15 protein-coding genes and 1 pseudogene are annotated in these 17,059 nt (G+C 70.6%); 6 read left to right on the forward strand and 10 right to left on the reverse strand.

The genetic code is table 11. From position 1 onward, the window contains the following. Positions 1-11 precede the first annotated feature (11 nt). Both ACZ4WS_RS08150 and ACZ4WS_RS08155 read left to right on the forward strand, forming a co-directional pair. Entirely contained in the window at positions 12-1,118 is a 1,107-nt protein-coding gene (locus ACZ4WS_RS08150) for a ferritin-like domain-containing protein (RefSeq protein ID WP_467978249.1), read from the forward strand. Positions 1,119-1,259: 141 nt separating this feature from the next. Next, on the forward strand, positions 1,260-2,165 hold the full coding sequence (locus ACZ4WS_RS08155) for an ADP-ribosylglycohydrolase family protein (protein WP_467978251.1): 906 nt from the start codon (positions 1,260-1,262) through the stop codon (positions 2,163-2,165). 20 nt (positions 2,166-2,185) lie between these two features. Here ACZ4WS_RS08155 and ACZ4WS_RS08160 read toward each other — a convergent pair whose 3' ends face one another. Beyond that, positions 2,186-2,647, reverse strand: coding sequence for a DUF3291 domain-containing protein (locus ACZ4WS_RS08160; protein ID WP_467978253.1), 462 nt, complete (start codon positions 2,645-2,647; stop codon positions 2,186-2,188). Positions 2,648-2,810: 163 nt separating this feature from the next. Here ACZ4WS_RS08160 and ACZ4WS_RS08165 point away from each other — a divergent pair, with 163 nt between their 5' ends. Then, a complete protein-coding gene (locus tag ACZ4WS_RS08165) occupies positions 2,811-4,802 on the forward strand; it encodes a sensor histidine kinase (RefSeq protein ID WP_467978255.1) in 1,992 nt (663 codons plus the stop codon). Here the strand turns inward: ACZ4WS_RS08165 and ACZ4WS_RS08170 are convergent. From ACZ4WS_RS08170 to ACZ4WS_RS08200, 7 genes and pseudogenes are all read right to left on the reverse strand, one after another. Then, a complete protein-coding gene (locus ACZ4WS_RS08170; protein WP_467978257.1) occupies positions 4,782-6,257 on the reverse strand; it encodes a penicillin-binding transpeptidase domain-containing protein in 1,476 nt (491 codons plus the stop codon). The two genes, ACZ4WS_RS08165 and ACZ4WS_RS08170, sit on opposite strands and share 21 nt — an antisense overlap. A 140-nt stretch (positions 6,258-6,397) precedes the next feature. Beyond that, positions 6,398-7,774, reverse strand: a complete 1,377-nt coding sequence (locus tag ACZ4WS_RS08175; protein ID WP_467978259.1) for an FtsW/RodA/SpoVE family cell cycle protein — start codon at positions 7,772-7,774, stop codon at positions 6,398-6,400. A 94-nt stretch (positions 7,775-7,868) separates the two neighbouring features. Then, positions 7,869-8,336 carry an SH3 domain-containing protein gene (locus ACZ4WS_RS08180; protein ID WP_467978261.1) on the reverse strand — a complete coding sequence of 156 codons (468 nt, stop codon included), beginning with the start codon at positions 8,334-8,336 and terminating at the stop codon, positions 7,869-7,871. 100 nt (positions 8,337-8,436) lie between these two features. Continuing rightward, positions 8,437-9,735 carry an ATP-binding protein gene (locus ACZ4WS_RS08185; protein ID WP_467978263.1) on the reverse strand — a complete coding sequence of 433 codons (1,299 nt, stop codon included), beginning with the start codon at positions 9,733-9,735 and terminating at the stop codon, positions 8,437-8,439. Then, entirely contained in the window at positions 9,732-10,532 is an 801-nt protein-coding gene (locus tag ACZ4WS_RS08190; protein ID WP_467978265.1) for an LptM family lipoprotein, read from the reverse strand. Before ACZ4WS_RS08190 ends, ACZ4WS_RS08185 begins: the two co-directional genes overlap by 4 nt. Positions 10,533-10,662: 130 nt before the next feature. Then, positions 10,663-10,935 (reverse strand): annotated as a pseudogene (locus ACZ4WS_RS08195) (sortase domain-containing protein); the annotation flags it as partial. A gap of 91 nt (positions 10,936-11,026) precedes the next feature. After that, entirely contained in the window at positions 11,027-11,533 is a 507-nt protein-coding gene (locus ACZ4WS_RS08200) for a protein-tyrosine phosphatase family protein (RefSeq protein WP_467978267.1), read from the reverse strand. A 99-nt stretch (positions 11,534-11,632) separates the two neighbouring features. On the opposite strand from ACZ4WS_RS08200, the gene ACZ4WS_RS08205 reads away from it, so the two are divergent. Beyond that, positions 11,633-12,436 (forward strand): nuclease-related domain-containing protein, encoded by an 804-nt coding sequence (locus tag ACZ4WS_RS08205; protein WP_467978269.1) that lies wholly within the window; start codon positions 11,633-11,635, stop codon positions 12,434-12,436. Positions 12,437-12,564: 128 nt separating this feature from the next. Here ACZ4WS_RS08205 and ligD read toward each other — a convergent pair whose 3' ends face one another. After that, a complete protein-coding gene (gene ligD, locus ACZ4WS_RS08210; protein ID WP_467978271.1) occupies positions 12,565-13,446 on the reverse strand; it encodes a non-homologous end-joining DNA ligase in 882 nt (293 codons plus the stop codon). A gap of 64 nt (positions 13,447-13,510) precedes the next feature. Here ligD and ku point away from each other — a divergent pair, with 64 nt between their 5' ends. After that, positions 13,511-14,602: a non-homologous end joining protein Ku gene (ku, locus tag ACZ4WS_RS08215; RefSeq protein ID WP_467978273.1), complete on the forward strand. Its 1,092-nt coding sequence runs from the start codon at positions 13,511-13,513 to the stop codon at positions 14,600-14,602. 138 nt (positions 14,603-14,740) lie between these two features. Here the strand turns inward: ku and ACZ4WS_RS08220 are convergent, their stop codons facing one another. After that, a complete protein-coding gene (locus tag ACZ4WS_RS08220) occupies positions 14,741-15,196 on the reverse strand; it encodes a MarR family winged helix-turn-helix transcriptional regulator (protein ID WP_467978275.1) in 456 nt (151 codons plus the stop codon). A 208-nt stretch (positions 15,197-15,404) separates the two neighbouring features. Between ACZ4WS_RS08220 and ACZ4WS_RS08225 the strand changes: the two genes are divergently transcribed. Next, a complete protein-coding gene (locus ACZ4WS_RS08225; RefSeq protein ID WP_467978277.1) occupies positions 15,405-16,868 on the forward strand; it encodes an MFS transporter in 1,464 nt (487 codons plus the stop codon). The last annotated feature ends 191 nt before the right edge of the window (positions 16,869-17,059 follow it).

Genomic DNA, 17,059 nt, shown 5'->3' on the forward strand with positions numbered 1-17,059 from the left:
GCCTGCGATGTATGCCGACGCATGAGCTGTACGCCAAGGATTCGGGAGACCCCCTCTGGCAGGTACCGGCCTCCGGGGCGGCACGCTTCAGCTGGGAGTACGACGACGGCCGCGACCGCCTTCTCGCCCTGTATCAGAAGGGCAAGGACAAGCAGTGGGACGGCCAGAAGAGAATCGACTGGAACCTCGAAGTCGACCCCCACGACCCCCTCGGCACGCCCGATGAGGCGATGACCCTCTACGGCACCCCGTACTGGGCGAAGATGACCGACCGCGACAAGGGCGAGCTGCGCAAGCACTACGCCTCCTGGCAGTTCAGCCAGTTCCTGCACGGCGAACAAGGGGCCATGGTCTGCGCGGCGCGCATCGTCGAATCGGTCCCCGATCTCGACGCCAAGTTCTATTCAGCGACCCAGACCATGGACGAGGCCCGCCACGCGGAGATCTACGCCCGCTTCCTGCACGAGAAGATCGGAATGCTCTACCCGATCAACGACAATCTCCAGTCCCTCCTCGGCGACACCCTCCGCGACTCCCGCTGGGACATGCCCTACCTCGGCATGCAGGTCCTGATCGAGGGCCTGGCCCTGGCGGCCTTCGGAATGATCCGGGACACCACCGACAAGCCCCTCCCGAAACAGATCCTCGCGTACGTCATGCAGGACGAGGCCCGCCACGTCGCCTTCGGCCGCATGGCCCTGCGTGACTACTACAAACAACTCTCGGACGCCGAACTCCGCGAACGCGAGGAATTCGTCATCGAGGGCTGCTACTTGATGCGGGACCGCCTGCGCGGCATAGAGGTCCTGGAAAACTTCGGCATCCCCACATCCGAGGCCGAGGAGTACAGCGAGAACTCCGAATTCCTGCACCTGTTCCGCCAGTTGCTCTTCAGTCGCATCGTCCCCTGCGTCAAGGACATCGGCCTCTGGGGCAAACGCCTGCAGCAGGCGTACGTCGACATGGGCGTGTTCGACATGGGCAACTCGAACCTGGACCTCCTGATGGCGCAGGACGAAGAGATCGCCGACCGCCTGGACGCGGAACGATTCGCGACGGAAGAGAAGGAACGCGTGGCGGAGGTCGAGGAAATGATCGACCAGGGCGAGAACCCCTAAACCGCCGAGCCCGCCAGCTCGCCGAACCCGCTGAACCGGCTGAACCCGCTGAACCGGCTGAACCCGCCGATCCCGCCGAACCGGCCGAACCCGCTAAAAACACCTACACAGCGCACCCTGCCGCCAGGCATGATCGCACCCATGACCGAGCCGACACGCTCACCCGCACACCGAGCCGCCGCCCGCCGCAGCCTCGAAGGCCTGGCCCTCGGCGACGCCTTCGGCGAGCGCTGGTTCCCGCTGTTCCGGGACCGCCTCCAGGCATACGAGGAGATCCGCGCCCGGCGTACCCCCGAGGAACCGGAGTGGCACTGGACCGACGACACGGCGATGGCGCTCGGGGTGCTCCGGGTCCTCGACGAGTACGGCGAGATCCGGCAGACGGAGCTGGCGCAGGCCTTCGCGCTCGGCTACGACGCGGATCCGGCCCGGGGTTACGGCTACGGCATGCACGAACTGCTCCCGCGTCTGCTCCAGGAGCCCGACCGGTGGCCGGAGTTGACGCAGGGGCTCTTCGGCGGTGAGGGCAGTCTCGGCAATGGCGCGGCGATGCGGGTCGCGCCGCTGGGGGCGTGGTTCCAGGACAGCCTGCCGCTCGTGGCCGAGCAGGCGGCGCTGTCGGCGGCGGTGACCCATGCCCACCCGGAGGGGATCGCGGGTGCGATCGCGGTGGCCACGGCGGCCGCGCTGTCGGCGCGGGGTGAACTGGACCTCGACGCCGTCGCGTCCGCGACGCCGGCGAGCGCGGTCCGTGACGGTCTCCTCCGGGCGGCCCGCCTCCCCTTCTCCACCGAACCCTGGAAGGCGTCCGACGTACTCGGCAACGGCCAGCGCGTCCGGGCCGACGACACCGTCCCCTTCGCCGTCTGGTGCGCTGCCCGCCACGCCGGCGACCTCGCCGCCGCCCTCTGGAGCACGGCCGAGGGTTTCGGCGACGTCGACACCACGTGCGCGATCACTGGTGGCATCGTGTCCGCGCGTACGGGTGTCGGGGACGTCCCGGAGGAGTGGCTGCGGCGCCGGGAGGCTGTGCCTGGGGGTGCGTAGAGGGGGGCGAAAACAACCCCCTAACCCCCCGCAGGAAACGCCGTCCGCAAAGTGAACGCATACTCCGTAGGCCCGTGTTCGCGCAGATGGAGCAGGCGGGCCTCCGCCTCCGCCACCGTCGGACGGTGACCCGCCGGCACCCACCACAGCGTGGTCACGGCCTCCTCCAGGCGCTCGAACCACTCGCGACGCCGGGCCAGCAACTCCCGGTGCTGCCCTTGGTACATGAACGCCGTCAGGGCGTCCGTGTCGCGCCACGTGGACATGTTGATGATCAGCCAGTCGTCGCCGAGGACGCGGACGTCCGTCGCGTTGCCGGAGTCGCCCAGCAGGCGCCAGACGAACCCGTCCGAGGAGTCCGCGACGGCGTTCACGGGGTCGAGGGCCTCGACGAAGTCCTTCAACTGAGGGGAGTCCAGCGGAGCTTTGAGCCGGGCGATGTTGACCTGGGCGAGTTCGTAGGCGGCTGCGGGCTGAGTCATGACCGAACGGTAGGTCGGCAACTGACAGCACAACACCCCCCGTCTCACGAAGCGAGCACCGGCCCCCTCACAGCCACGCCCTCCACCACGTGAGCACCTGTGAACCGACGTCTTACGGATCGGACATCGCACCCTGACCGACCCGTCCCTAGCCTCGCTGGACATGAGGGGGAACCGAATCCACCGACCTGACCAGTCCGTCCGCGTCCCCGGCTGGGGCTCCATCCGTGGCCGTATGGCCGTGGTCCTCGCCGTGCCGACGTGTTTACTGCTCGCCCTGACCGGGCTGGGTGTCGCCGACAGGGCCGATGACTGGTCCGCTGCGAGCGAGACCGAGGCCCAGGTCGGGGTACTGCTGCGGGTGCAGGATCTCGTACAGGAGTTGCAGCGTGAACGGGGCCTCACCAATGGCTTGTTGGGGGGCGCCAAGGAGTACCGGGACGACGTAGGGGCGCAGCGGGACCGTACGGACGACGCCCGCGCGCAGCTGACGGCGGCGCTCTCGGACGCGAGCGGCGAGCTGTCCAGGACCGCCGCCTCCGCGCTCGACGCCGCCCGGAACCCTCTCGTCGGCCTCACCGCCACCCGTACCCAGGTCGACACCGGCACCGCCGACCGCGCGGACACGCTGACCTTCTACACCAAGGCCGTCACCGCCCTGATCGACGCGGAGTCGGCCGGCATGCCGGCCGGGGACCGCCGCATCGCGGAGGGTGTGCAGGCCTTGCAGGCGCTGGCCCGCGCCACCGAGGCCGTCGCTCTCGAACGCGGCTCCCTGAACGGTGTCTTCGCGGCGGGCCGCTTCCGGTCGGGCGAGTATCTCGACTTCACGGAGGTGCGTGCGACCCGGGTCGCCGCACTCGGCCAGTTCCGTCAACTCGCCACCGGTGTACAGCAGTCCGCGCTCGACGCCGCCTTCAAGACGCCCGCCGCCCGCCGCGTGACCGGCTATGAGCAGCAGGCCGAGCGGGGGGCATGGGGGTCCCCCCGCTCGAGCGAAGCCGAGAGTGGGGGAGGATCGCGGGTCCGCGTCGCCCCCGCCCGCTGGTGGGCCGACATGACGACCCTCGTCGACGACCTGCACGATGTGCAGAAGACGGTCGGTGAGCGCGTACGCGCCCGTGCGAGCGACACCGGGAGCGCGGCCACCGGGCAACTCGTCGGCTTCCTCGGCCTCGGCGCGCTGATCCTCGTCGTGGCCGGCGCGCTCGCGGTGTTCTCCGCACGTTCCATTACCCGCCCCCTGAGCGCGCTGGCCGACGAGGCCGACGCGGTGGCGGGCAGCCGCCTGTCCGCCGCGGTCAGGCGAATCCAGGAGGCCGACCCCGACACTCCGGTCGCCGCCGAACCCGTAGGGCCCCAAGTGCCGGGCAGCGCAAGGGAGATCAGCCGTCTTGCCGCCGCCCTGCGCAATGTCGAGCGCACCGCCGTGGACCTCGCCGCCGAACAGGCCGTCCTGCGCCGCAACAGTACGGAGTCCCTGGCCAGCCTGGGCCGCCGCAACCAGGCGCTCCTCGGACGCCAGCTCGGCCTGATCACCACCCTGGAGCGCCAGGAACTGGACCCGGACGCCCTCGCCGAGCTGTTCGAACTCGACCACCTGGCCACGCGGATGCGGCGCAACGCCGAGTCGCTGCTCGTCCTCGCGGGTGAGGAGTCACCGGCCCGCTCCTGGCCCGGCACGGTGACCGTCACCGAGGTCGTGCAGTCGGCCGTCGCGGAGGTCGAGCAGTACCAGCGTGTCGCCGTCATGGACATCGAGCCGTGCCGCATCCGCGGCCACGCCGTTGCCGAGCTCTCCCATCTGCTGGCCGAACTCGTGGAGAACGCACTGATGTTCAGCCCGCCCAAGCAGCGGGTCGAGATCTATGGATGGCGCGACGCCGGTGAGTACTGCCTGGCCGTCGTCGACCGGGGGATCGGCATGACCGCCGAGCGGCTCGCCCAGGCCAACGCCCTCCTCTCGCGCAAGCGCACATCGCTGCTCGCAGCACCGACCAGGTTCCTCGGGCACCATGTGGTCGGCACCCTCGCCGCCAGGCTCGGCACCCATGTCGAGCTGCGCCCCACCGAGGGTGCCGGGGTTACGGCGTACATCGCGCTGCCGGGCACGCTCGTCCATCAGGCGGAGCCGTCAACCACCGTTGTCCATTGAGGAGTTGAGCACCGCCTCCATCACCGCTCGGGCGATCGGCGCCGCGTCCCCGCCCCCGCTGATGTCCCCGCGACGGGCCGCCGCATCCTCGACGACGACCGCGACCGCCACGGCGGGCTCCATGGAGTCGTCCGCCTGGGCCCAGGAGATGAACCAGGCGTACGGCAGCCCCAGGTTGTCGATGCCGTGCTGGGCGGTCCCGGTCTTGCCGCCGACCGTCGCACCGGGAATCGCGGCATTCATGGCTGTGCCCTCGTTCACCACATCCGTCATCAGCTCGCGCATCTGCAGGGCGGTCGACGGATTCATCGCCTGGTGCAGTGTCCGCGGACCGGTCGTCGACACGGTGCTGCCGCCACGCGTGGTCGTCTTCTCCACCAGGTACGGCGACTTGACCGAGCCGCCGTCCGCCACGGCCGCCGAGATCATCGCCATCTGGAGGGGGGTGGCCCGGGTGTTGAACTGGCCGATGGAGGAGAGCGCCAGCTGCGCCTTGTCCAGTTGCGTGTCGAAGTTGCTCGGCACGACGAAGAAGGGGATCTTCAGTTTCCGGTCGTTGAAGCCGAAGCTCGTCGCCGTGTGCGTCATGTTGCCCAGTCCCACGTCCACCCCCAGCTTCGCGAAGACCGTGTTGCACGACCACTCGAGGGCGTACCGCAGCGAGGCATCCTCGCAGCCCTCGATCTCGTTCCCGAGCCTGGTCGTCGTGCCGGGCAGCCAGTACGGGTCCGGCGAGGTGGTCGGCGCGTCGACGTCCGTCACCACCCCCGCGTCCAGCGCCGCCGCGGCGGTCACCACCTTGAACGTCGACCCCGGCGGATAGGTCTGCCGGATCGCCCGGTTGAGCATCGGCTTGTCCGCCGCCCCGTTCAGCTGCTTCCAGGCGTCCGTCACCGCCGAACCCGTCCCGGACAGCTGCCCGGGGTCGTACGACGGTGTGGAGACCAGCGCCAGGATCCTCCCCGTGGACGGCTCGATGGCCGCCACCGCGCCCCGGCGCGAGCCGAGACCGTCGTACGCCGCCCGCTGCGCGTCGGCGTTGAGTGTCGTGACGACCTTGCCACCGGGGTTCTGGGCGCCCGTGAGGTCGTTCCAGAGGGGGAGTGGGGAGAGCATCGGGTCGGAGCCGGAGAGGACGCCGTCCTCGGTGTCCTCCAGGAGCGTCGTCCCGTACACCTGCGAGGCGAAGCCGGTCACGGGCGCGTACAACGGGCCGTCCTCGTACGCCCGTTCATAGCGGAGCTGCTCGCCGCTGTCCTTGGAGCCGGTGACCGACCGGCCGTCGACGAGGATGTCGCCGCGCGGCTGGCCGTAACGGGCGATCGTCTGGCGGCGGTTGGCCGGGTTGTCGTCGTACGCCCGGGCCTGGAAGACCTGGACGCGGGCGGCGTTCACGAGCAGGGCGACGAGCAGCACGGCGCACAGCCCGGCGGCCCTGCGGATGTACTTGGTCAAGACGAGACCTCCCGACTCCTCACGACGCGATCTCCCGACACTTCACGACGCGACCTCCCGGAACACTCATGGCGCCACCGTCCCGGAACACTCACGACGCGACCTCCTGGAACACTCATGGCGCCACCGTCCCGACACACTCACGGCGCCGCCGTCCCGTCGTACTGACTGCGGGCCGAGTCGCTGATCCGGATCAGCAGCGCCACGATGATCCAGTTGGTGACGACGGAGGAGCCGCCCTGCGCGAGGAACGGCATTGCCATGCCGGTCAGGGGAATCAGGCCGGTCACCCCGCCCGCGATCACGAAGACCTGGAGCGCCACGATCGACGCGAGGCCGATCGCGAGGAGCCGTCCGAAGGGGTCGCGCAGGGCGAGGCCCGCCCGGTAGCCGCGCTCCACGAGGAGGGCGTAGAGGAGGAAGATCGCCGACAGGCCTGCCAGGCCCAGCTCCTCGCCCGCCGTCGCCAGGATGAAGTCCGACTTGGCGGCGAAGCCGATGAGGATGGAGTGGCCGAGTCCGAGGCCGGTGCCGAGCATCCCGCCGGCGGCGAACGCGAAGAGGGACTGGGCGACTTGATTGGGGCCCTGGCCCGCGTCGATCGACGCGAAGGGGTGCAGCCAGTCCTGCACCCGGCTGTGGACGTGCGGTTCCAGCCAGCCGACGGCCACCGCGCCCACGCAGGCCAGCAGCAGCCCGACCGCGATCCAGCCGGTGCGGCCCGTGGCGACGTACAGCAGGATCACGAACAGGCCGAAGAACAGCAAGGACGTCCCCAGGTCCCGCTCCAGGACCAGCACCAGCACGCTCAGCAGCCAGATCGCGACGATCGGTCCGAGGACGCGGCCGGTGGGGAGCTGGAGCCTCTTGAACCGCCAGATCTGGCGGCCCGTGTACGCGAGCGCGTTGCGGTTGGCCGCCAGATAACCGGCGAAGAAGACCGCGAGGAGTACCTTCGCGAACTCGCCGGGCTGGATGGAGAATCCGGCGATCCTGAGCCAGATGCGGGCACCGTTCACGGCCGGGAAGAAGATCGGCAGGATCAGCAGGGCGAGGGCGGTGACGACGGAGACGTACGTGTAGCGCTGGAGGACGCGATGGTCGCGCAGGAAGAGCACGGCCGCGATGAACAGCGCGACACCGAGCGTCGACCAGATGAGCTGGATGGGAGCCGCCTGGTCGTCCGGGGTCTCCAGGTCGAGCCGGTAGATCAGCACCAGGCCGAGGCCGTTGAGGAGTACGGCGATGGGCAGCAGCAGCGGATCGGCGTACGGCGCCCGGAAGCGCACCGCGCCGTGCGCGAGGAGCGCGAGCACGCCGAGCCCGGCGCCGTAACCGGCGGCGCCGGGCGGGACGGTGCCGAGCTGGGCGAGACCGACGGCGCAGTAGCCGCACACGCAGAGCAGGACGGCGACGACGATGAGGGTGAGCTCGATGCCACGGCGCCTGGGCAGGCGTACAGCGGAAGCGGGCGGGTCCGCTGCCACGGTCGTTCCGGGCATTCCCGGCTGAATCATGTCCGGAACGTAGCAAGCGGGGGACCTGGTGTCCCGTTATGTGCTGATAAACGGGCTGTTCCGGTGTATCTGGTGGGAAACCCGGTGCCGGCGTTCAGCACCTGGGGGGAGAGCCGGAGGTGTCGATGAAGCGCGCTGGGCCCCAGGCCCAGGTGCCGTCGGCGAGCAGGTACCAGAGGGAGTCGCCGTCGACCGACTCGCCCCAGGTCTTGCAGAAGATGTGGACGATCTCGCCGTTCCTCGCGACACGGACCAGCCGGCTGCCGCGATTCGGGGAGCTGCGCAGGGCCAGCCCGCCGTTCCGGTCGACCCTGCCCCTGGTCGTGCCGTCGTTGTCGCGACCGTCACCGAACCCGTCGTCCGAGTCGCGACCGTCACCGAGTTCGTCACCGAACCCGTTGTCAGCGTCGAGACCGTCGCCGCCGTCGTTCCACTCGCGGCTGTCACCGTTTCCGGGATCCCCGTTCTCGCCCGCGAGGGCGGGGGTGGCGCCGGCGAGTGCGACGAGGCTGCCGGCGGCGAGAGCTATACCGATTCGGGTGTACGTGGACCGCAGGGACATGGGGGGCTCCTCCAGGGTGGGGCGAACCTGACTAATCGCCACATTAGGAGCGGGGGTGGGCGCGCGCAGGTCACACTGGGCCATCGGGGAGAGGGGGCGCTCAGGGTGCCCCAGGTGGCCCTTCGGGGAAGCCGGACTGAGAGAGCGTCAGAGTCGCCATCGCGCCGCCCTCGGGCGCGTTGCCGAACGTCAGCCGCGCGCCCAGCACCTCCGCCTGGCCGAGCGCGATCGTCAGCCCGAGCCCATGGCCCTTCGCCCCGCCCTCCGTACGGAACCGCTGCGGCCCGTGCTCCACGAGGTACTCCGGATAGCCGTCACCGTGGTCCCGTACGGTGACCACCGGCCCGTCGACGGTCAGCACCACCGGCCCCCGCCCGTGATTGTGCGCGTTGGCCACCAGGTTCCCGAGCACCCGCTCGAGGCGACGCCGGTCGGTCTCCACGCGCGCGTCCCGTACGACCCGGACCTCGGTGGCGCTCCCCGACGCCCGCACCACCCGCTCGGCCAGCGGAGCCAGCGGCTCCGAATCCAGCTCGAGGCGTTCGCTCCCGGCGTCCAGCCGGGAGATCTCCAGCAGGTCCTCGGTGAGCGTGCGCAGCGCGGCCACCCGGTCGCGGACCAGCTCGGTCGGCCGCCCCGGCGGCAGCAGCTCGGCCGCCGCGTGCAGCCCGGTCAGTGGAGTACGCAGCTCGTGCGCCACGTCCGCGGTGAACCGCTGCTCGCTGAGCAGCTTGCTCTGCAACGAGGACGCCATCGTGTCGAGGGCCCCGGCGACCGCGGCCACCTCGTCCTGAGGGCGGGTCGGATTCCGCGTGAGGGGGTCGACGACGGTACGGGGGTCGTTGACGCGCGCGTCCAGGTCGCCCGCGCTGATCCGCCGCGCGACCTGCGCCGTCGCGTGCAGCCGCCGCGTCACCCGTGTCACGGCGAACGCCCCCACCAGCAGCGTCGCGCCGATCGCCAGCGCCGACGACCACACGATCGCCCGGTCCAGGGCGTCGATGGCGTGGGCGCCCTGCGAGTAGTCGTACTGCACGGCGAGCGTGCGTCCGCCGTCGGCGGGCCCGGCCGCCCACATCGTGGGGTGCGCGTCGTCGGCCCCGACCATCGTGCCGCGCTTCCCGCCCGCCGCCAGCTCGCGCAGCCGGTTCGGCATCCCGGGCAGATCGACGCCCGCGCCCGGCGGAAGCCGGTCCCCGGCCTCGTACGCCGTCGTCACCTCGGTGAGCCGGTCGAGCGCCCGGCCGCGCGCCTCGCCGACGGTCTGGTCGGACACCGAGACGTGCACGAGGGTGCCGAGGAGCGCGGCGAGGCCGCAGCACATCACCGTGATGAAGGCGGCCGCCTTCCAGGTGAGGGTGGCGGTCCAGTGGGGGAGGCGCTGGAGGGTCTGTCTCATGAGGCGCTCGGGGAGGAGCTGGGGGCGGCGCTGGGGGCGGCGCTCGGCGATGCGCTGGGCTCTGTGCTCGGGGATGCGCTCGGGGATGCGCTCGGGGATGCGCTCGGGGATGCCGAGGGCGCCGCGGTGGTGGGAGGCGCGGTCCCCACGCGGAGGATCTCGTCGCGCGTCGCCAGCATCGCGTGCTGGTGCGGGTCCCATGTCCAGACCGTACGGAACTCATAGACCGGCAGCGTCGAGGGCGAGCGGATGATCACGTCACGGCCCGCCAGCTCGACGCTCACCACGCTGTCCGAAGTGCCCATGACCTGCACCAGCTTGTGGTTCATGAAGGTGTACACGCGCACCGCCAGCTGGTTCTCGGGAAAGCGGATGCCGAGCACCATGTCGTCCTTCCCGTCGCCGGTGAGATCGCGGTAGTACGCCTGGAGGATCGGGCACTTCTTGCCGCGCGCACCCTTCTCGCCGCAGTCCTTGAGCTGCTGGACCGTCTCGGCGTACATGGCGTGGGCGCCGGTGTACTCGTCCGGATGCGCGGCCACCTCGGCGCGCACCACGGCGACCGGGTCCACCTTGTGGATGTCGTCGCCCGGCGCCCCGATGCCCTTGACCGTCTCGGTGTCCGCCTCGCCGTAGTCGAGGGCGGGCGTCGAGGCGGGCGGCACCTCGGGCCACAGCCTGGCCGGGCCGACGGCGGTGGGCGTGGCGCCCGCGCCGCGCAGATCACCGGTGTCGCCGCAGCCGGCCAGGGTCGCCACCAGCACGGCGGTGGCGAGGGCTCCGAGGGTCGCTCGCACGGGCCTGCCGGTCGCTCGCGCGAGGCGGCGGGGAAGGCGGGGAAGGCGGGGGCGGCGGGGCAGGCTGAGGCGGTTGGGGGGCACTGCGCTCCTGCGTCCGGGCCGCCCTCGCCCCGCAGGCGCGCGCTGCTTACTGCGCGAGGTCGGCGTAAAGAATGATGTTGTCGGCGCGGTGACCGTCCCGGATCGGCCCGCCACAGGTGATCAGACGCAGCTCTGGACGATCGGTCGCCCCGTAACACGGGAAGTCCTTTTTGTTCACCTGCTGGATCACACGGACCGCGAAGGCCGCCGTGGAGCCGTCCGCCCGCGGTACCTCGATCGTGTCACCCGACCTGATTCTGCCCACATTCCGCATCAGCATGAGCCCGTTCGTCGTGTCGTAGTGGGGCCCGCTTCGCCCGCGGAGTGGCGGCGGCAGCCGTGTTCGCGACCTTCACGTCGGGAGCCGCTGACCTCTGACTTCTGAATTCTGAATTCTGACTTTTGGCTTCCTACTCTGTGAGTTCCTCGAGGAGCCTGGCCGTGGCGAGTCCGGCCCGCAGGTAGTCCACGAACAGCTCGTTGTGCAGTGCCCACGGTGAGCGCCGGGTCCGTATCAGCCGTATCGCGTCCTCGGCGGTGTACCCCGCGAGGATCAGCGCGTGCGCGACGACGAGCCCCGAGCGGTTGTAGCCGTGATAGCAGCGGACCAGCACCCGGCGGCCCTCTTCCAGCGCGTCGTCGGCGGCCCGCGCGAGACGTATGACGCCCGTCAGTTGCGTACCGTCGAGGGGTCCGTCCGGAATGGGCCACACATGATGCTCGACGCCCGTGTCCGGCCCGTGCCCCGGCAGCCGCAACAGCGTCAGGACCAGGTCGAACTCATCGCGTACGACAGCGAATTCGAGCTGTCCCGAGCGTCCCGCGAACGCGTGTCCGCCCATCCACAGGCCGGGCACGATCTCGCTCCACGGGCTGTCCGGAGCCGGAACATCCGGTTGCTTCCTGCGGGTCCGCACCGGCGCCTCCCAGTCAGCTCCCCCAACTCATCCCAAAGGTAACCGGGTTCTTGCCCCTGGAGCACCCCGCCTGTTCCCATGGTCATGGGGTGATGGTGCATGAACGGACTGCGCGTCATACCGACCTGGCGGCACGGCCAGGAGCGGCTGTACGTCTGTCTGACGGACGGGAGGAACATCGCCTGGTACGACCGTGAGGCGGCCCGGGTGAACCTGCTCAGCGAGGACCGGCGGGAGGACGTGCTCGACGTGCTCGGCCCGTTCCTGACCGGCCCGGTGACGGTGGGGCCGCCGCCGGTCCCGACCCCGGCGGAGCTGGCCCGCCTGACCCTCCACCCGGACGACGACCTCGCGCCGAACCGGCCCGGCGAGGCGCTGGTGATCGCCCTCGACCGCGACCCGGGCCCGGCGCACCGGATGCGCCCCGATCCGCGACGCCGCGCGCTCGCCGCCGAGCAGGCCGTCGGCGAGGCCCTCGACCGTCTCGAGGGCGCGGGCTGGCACACCCTGCACTCGATTCCGCTGCCGGGCGGCGACCGCCTGCACCATCTGGTCATCGGCCCCGGCGGCCTTTTCTCCCTCCGCGCCCTCTACGCTCGCAAGCAGCGCGTCCTGGTGGCCGACCCGATGGTCACCGTCGGCCGCCACGAGCCGCACCCCCTCCTCCGCCGCGTCCGCGCGGACGCCGACCGCGCCTCGTACGCCCTGACGGCCGAGGTCCACCCCGTCCTCGCCGTAGCGGGCCCCGCCCACCTGGAGGTCATGGCACCTCCGCGCGAGGTCCGCGTTCTCCAGGACACCGACCTCGCCACGCTCTCCCGCCTGGGCGGCGTCCTGAAACCGGCGGACGTGGAGGCACTCCATGCGATGGCCCGGGACCGGCATACGTGGTTGCGGGTGTGAGTCTTCAGCCCGTCCGGCGTTCGAGGACGAGGCCGTAAGGCCGATAGCGGGGGTCTGGGGCTCAGCCCCCAGGTACGGGAAAGGTCGGGAAGGGCAGGGGCGGGGAGCGAAAAACCCTCGCCCCACCCTCACGGCAACGCCCCCGCCCGCCCAGGATCCAGCAGCGGCGCCAGCAGATCCCCGTACCGCTCGAGGCGGGGGACGATGTCCGTGGCAAGGAACACCAGTTGGCCCGGGCGGCCGCAGGAGCCGACCTCGTCCCAGGTCACGGGCGTGGACACGGACGGCTCGGCCCGAGCCCGCAGGGTGTACGGCGTCGCCGTCGTCTTCCGCGCCGCGTTCTGACTGAAGTCGACGAACACCTTCCCGGACCGAAGACTCTTCGTCATCCGGTGCGTGACCCGCCCCGGCAACGCCCGCTCGGCCTCGACGGCAAGCTCCTTCGCGTAGGCGGTGACCTCCCGGGAGGGCGCCGGCTCCAGCGCGGCCAGCAGATGCAACCCCTTCGACCCCGACGTCTTCCCGTACGCCTCGACCCTGTCCTCCCCCAACCGCTCCCGCAGCCACAACGCCACCTCACAGCACTCGACCACCGTCGCCGGCGCCCCCGGATCGAGGTCGAAGACCAGCCGGTCGGCGAGATCGGGCGCATCGATCCGCCACTGCGGCGTGTGGAACTCGGTGACGAGGTTCGCCGCCCACATGAGGCTGGCGAGATCCTGGATCAGGACCATGCGGGCGGGCCCCTCCGAGCGGGGGACCTCGGCCGTCACGACCCAGGTGGGTGTACCGGGCGGCACGTTCTTGGTGAAGAAGACCTGCCCGTCCGGCCCGTCCGGGTAGCGGAGGAAGGAGACGGGCCGGTTGCGGAGGTGCGGCAGCAGCACGTCCGCGACCGTCGCGTAGTAGTGCAGCAGCTCGCCCTTGGTGAAGCCGGTGGCCGGATAGAGAACCTTCTCCAGATTGCTGAGCGCGAGCCGTCGCCCCTCCACCTCCGTGATCGGCGTCATACGATGAGAATCCCATGAAAACGGGCGATATCGGATCTCGGACATCGATCGGAAGGTGCTGCACGTGCGATCCATATGGAACGGTGCCATCTCCTTCGGCCTGGTCAGCATCCCCATCAAGCTGGTGAACGCCACGGAGAGCCACTCGATCTCCTTCCGCCAGATCCACCTCGACGACGGCGGGCGCATTCGCTACCGCAAGTTCTGCGAGCCGGAGGACCGCGAGGTCACGACCGCGGAGATCGGCAAGGCGTACGAGGACGCGGACGGAACACTGATCCCGATCACGGACGAGGACCTGGCCCAGCTGCCGATCCCGACCGCCAGGACCATCGAGATCGTGGCCTTCGTGCCGGCCGACCGGATCGACCCGCTCCAGATGGACACGGCGTACTACCTGTCCGCGAACGGCGTCCCCGCCGCCAAGCCGTACACCCTTCTGCGCGAGGCGCTGAAGCGCAGCCAGAAGGTCGCCATCGCCAAGTTCGCCCTGCGTGGCCGGGAGCGGCTCGGCATGCTGCGTGTCGTCGACGACGTCATCGCCATGCACGGCCTGCTCTGGCCGGACGAGATCCGCAGTACGGAGGAGGTCGCCCCGGACACGAGCGTCACCGTCCGCGACAAGGAACTGGACCTGGCGGACGCCTTGATGGACACCCTCGGCGAGGTCGACCTCCAAGACCTCCACGACGACTATCGCGAAGCCGTCGAGGAACTCATCGCCGCCAAGGCCTCCGGCGAGCAGGCGCCCGGCCCGCCCGCGCGGGAGAAGGGCGGCGGCAAGGTGCTCGATCTGATGGCCGCCCTGGAGAAGAGCGTGCGCGCGGCCAAGGAGTCGCGGGGCGAGGACACCGGAGAAACCGGCGAGGCCGCCGAGGTCACCCCGCTTCCGGCCCGCCGTACGGCCGCGCGCAAGTCGGCCCGTACGGCCCCCAAGGAGGTCGGCGGCAAGAAGTCGACGTCGGCGGCGAAGAAGACGGCGGCCAAGAAGTCCGTGGCGAAGAAGTCGACGGCGAAGAGGTCGACCGCCAAGGCGGCCACGAAGAAGACCGCCGCCAAGTCGACCGCGACCGCCGGCAGCGCCAAGCAGACCGCGGCCAAGAAGACCGGCGCGAAGAAGACCGCAGCCGCACCCCGCAAGCGCGCGTCTGCCTGAGCTCTTGGTACACCGCCCGCGTATTTTCGAGCGGTCGACTCACCGCCCGCGTCTTCTTGAGCGGTCGACCCACTGCCCGCGTCTTCTTGAGCGGTCGACTCAGTGAGCGAGCCGGGGAAATGAAGGGGTGATTCCCCGTCAGTGGCGCGGCCAGGGACGCCCGTCGAGATGTTCGATGTCGCGATTCAGGCGGCCGAGGTACGCGGCGAACTCGGCCACTTCCTCCGGCGCCCACTCGGCCATCACCTTCTCCAGACCGTTCAGGTTCAAGGCGCGGTCGGAGGCCAGCCGGCGCTCGCCCTCGGCGGTGATGGCGAACTTGCGGGCGATGCCCCCCGCGGGGTCGGGAATGCGCTCGACGATCCCGGACCGCAGCATGGCGGCGGTCTGCCGGTTGAGCGTGGAGGTGTCCAGGCCGAAGGCGTCGCTGAGCTGGCTGATGGACATCGGGCCCTCCACCTGGATGCGGCTGAGCAGGAGGTAGGCGCTGCGGTCGAGCCGCCCGTCACCGCCCCGCATGCGCGGCGTCAGCAGGTGCATGTACCGCCCGAGCAGCATGGTCTCGAATTCGATCAGGTCAAGGGGCTTGTCCACGCGATGTTCCTTCGGCTCCTGGTCGGCCTCCCCTTTCCCGCCCGGGCGCGTTCCGCCCGGGGAGGCCGGCCACCTTCCCGTTCAGATATACCACGGGCGATATGTACCGTGCATTCGGCATGTATGATGCACATCCTTTGCATGGTGCATATCTCCATGATCCGAACGTGATCTGAATCAGGATCTGAAAGAGCACGAGGGAGTACCCGTGGACAGTTCCAAGCCCGAGACCCGCCCCGGCGGCGTTGTCGGCATCCTCGCCTTCGGCGGCATCGTGGCCGCGATCACGCAGACGCTGGTGGTGCCGCTGATCGGGGAACTGCCGACCCTGCTCGACACCAGCTCCTCGAACGCCTCGTGGGTGATCACCGCCACGCTGCTCGCGGCGGCCGTGGCGACGCCCGTCGCCGGACGCCTCGGCGACATGTACGGCAAGCGGCGCATGCTGCTGACCTCCCTGATCCCCCTCATCCTCGGCTCGGTGGTCTGCGCCCTGGCCTCCTCGGTGATCCCGATGATCGTCGGACGCGGTCTGCAGGGCCTGGGCATGGGCGTGGTGCCCCTGGGCATCAGCCTGCTGCGCGACGTGGTGCCCGCGGAGAAGCTGGGCTCGTCCATCGCGATCATGAGCGCGTCCATGGGTGTGGGCGGCGCGCTCGGCCTGCCGTTCTCCGCGGCGATCGCCGAGAACGCCAGCTGGCGGGTGCTGTTCTGGGTCGTTGCCGCCCTGGCCCTCGCGGTCGGCACGCTGATCTGGTTCTTCGTGCCCGCCGGCCGTGAGAACTCCGCGTCGAACGGCTTCGACCTGCTCGGCGCGGTGGGTCTCGGAACCGCGCTGATCTGCCTGCTCCTCGCCGTCTCCAAGGGCGCCGACTGGGGCTGGGGCAGCGGCACCACGCTCGGTCTGTTCGCCGCCGCGGTCGTCGTCCTGCTGGCCTGGGGCTGGTGGGAGCTGCGCATCAGTGACCCGCTGGTCGACCTGCGCGTGACCGCCCGCCCCCAGGTGCTGATGACGAACGCCGCCTCGATCCTGGTCGGCTTCGCGATGTACGCCCAGGCGCTGGTCGTGCCCCAGCTGCTCCAGCTGCCCGAGGCCACCGGCTACGGCCTGGGCCAGTCGATGCTGGCCATGGGCCTGTGGATGGCCCCCGCGGGCCTGATGATGATGGTGATGTCGCCGATCGGCGCCAAGCTCTCCGCCGCCAAGGGTCCCAAGGTCACCCTGTCCGTCGGAAGCTTCGTCATCGCCCTCGGCTACGGCCTCTCCCTGCCGCTGATCGAGACCGGCTCCACTTGGGGCCTGCTGGTCGTGACCATCGTCTGCAACACGGGCGTCGGCTTCGCCTACGGCGCGATGCCCGCCCTCATCATGGGCGCGGTGCCCCAGTCGGAGACCGCCTCCGCCAACAGCTTCAACACGCTGATGCGTTCGGTCGGCAGCTCCGTGTCGGCCGCCGTGATCGGTGTGGTCCTGGCCCAGATGACCACCGACTTCGGCGGTTACGCCCTCCCCTCCGAGAGCGGCTTCCGCGTCGCCATGCTGATCGGCTGCGGCGTCGCCCTCGCGGCATCGGCCGTCGCGTCCCTCATCCCGGCCCGCCCGGCAACCGCCCAGCCGGAGCCGGGCACGGCATCGCAGTCCGCTCCCGAGGCGTCCGGGGCGAAGGCGTGAGCTGCCCGTTCCCTCGCTGATTGACGGGGGGACGGGGTACGAGGGACGGGGGGGGGGGGGGGGGGGGGGGGGGAGCGCCCCCCCCCCCCCCCCCCCACCCCCCCCCCCCCCCCCCCCCCCCCCCCCCCCCCCCCCCCGGCGGGTCGGCTCCCTCATCAGGGCCTGGTTTCCGCGGCAGGGTGAAGCGGGCA

This window comes from Streptomyces sp. NPDC029292 (assembly GCF_055569295.1).

Coding starts and splice junctions, on each gene's coding strand:
- ACZ4WS_RS08150 (WP_467978249.1), top strand. CDS start 12: ATGCCGACGCATGAGCTGTACGCCAAGGATTCGGGAGACCCCCTCTGG.
- ACZ4WS_RS08155 (WP_467978251.1), top strand. CDS start 1,260: ATGACCGAGCCGACACGCTCACCCGCACACCGAGCCGCCGCCCGCCGC.
- ACZ4WS_RS08160 (WP_467978253.1), bottom strand. CDS start 2,647: ATGACTCAGCCCGCAGCCGCCTACGAACTCGCCCAGGTCAACATCGCC.
- ACZ4WS_RS08165 (WP_467978255.1), top strand. CDS start 2,811: ATGAGGGGGAACCGAATCCACCGACCTGACCAGTCCGTCCGCGTCCCC.
- ACZ4WS_RS08175 (WP_467978259.1), bottom strand. CDS start 7,774: ATGATTCAGCCGGGAATGCCCGGAACGACCGTGGCAGCGGACCCGCCC.
- ACZ4WS_RS08180 (WP_467978261.1), bottom strand. CDS start 8,336: ATGTCCCTGCGGTCCACGTACACCCGAATCGGTATAGCTCTCGCCGCC.
- ACZ4WS_RS08185 (WP_467978263.1), bottom strand. CDS start 9,735: ATGAGACAGACCCTCCAGCGCCTCCCCCACTGGACCGCCACCCTCACC.
- ACZ4WS_RS08205 (WP_467978269.1), top strand. CDS start 11,633: ATGAACGGACTGCGCGTCATACCGACCTGGCGGCACGGCCAGGAGCGG.
- ligD (WP_467978271.1), bottom strand. CDS start 13,446: ATGACGCCGATCACGGAGGTGGAGGGGCGACGGCTCGCGCTCAGCAAT.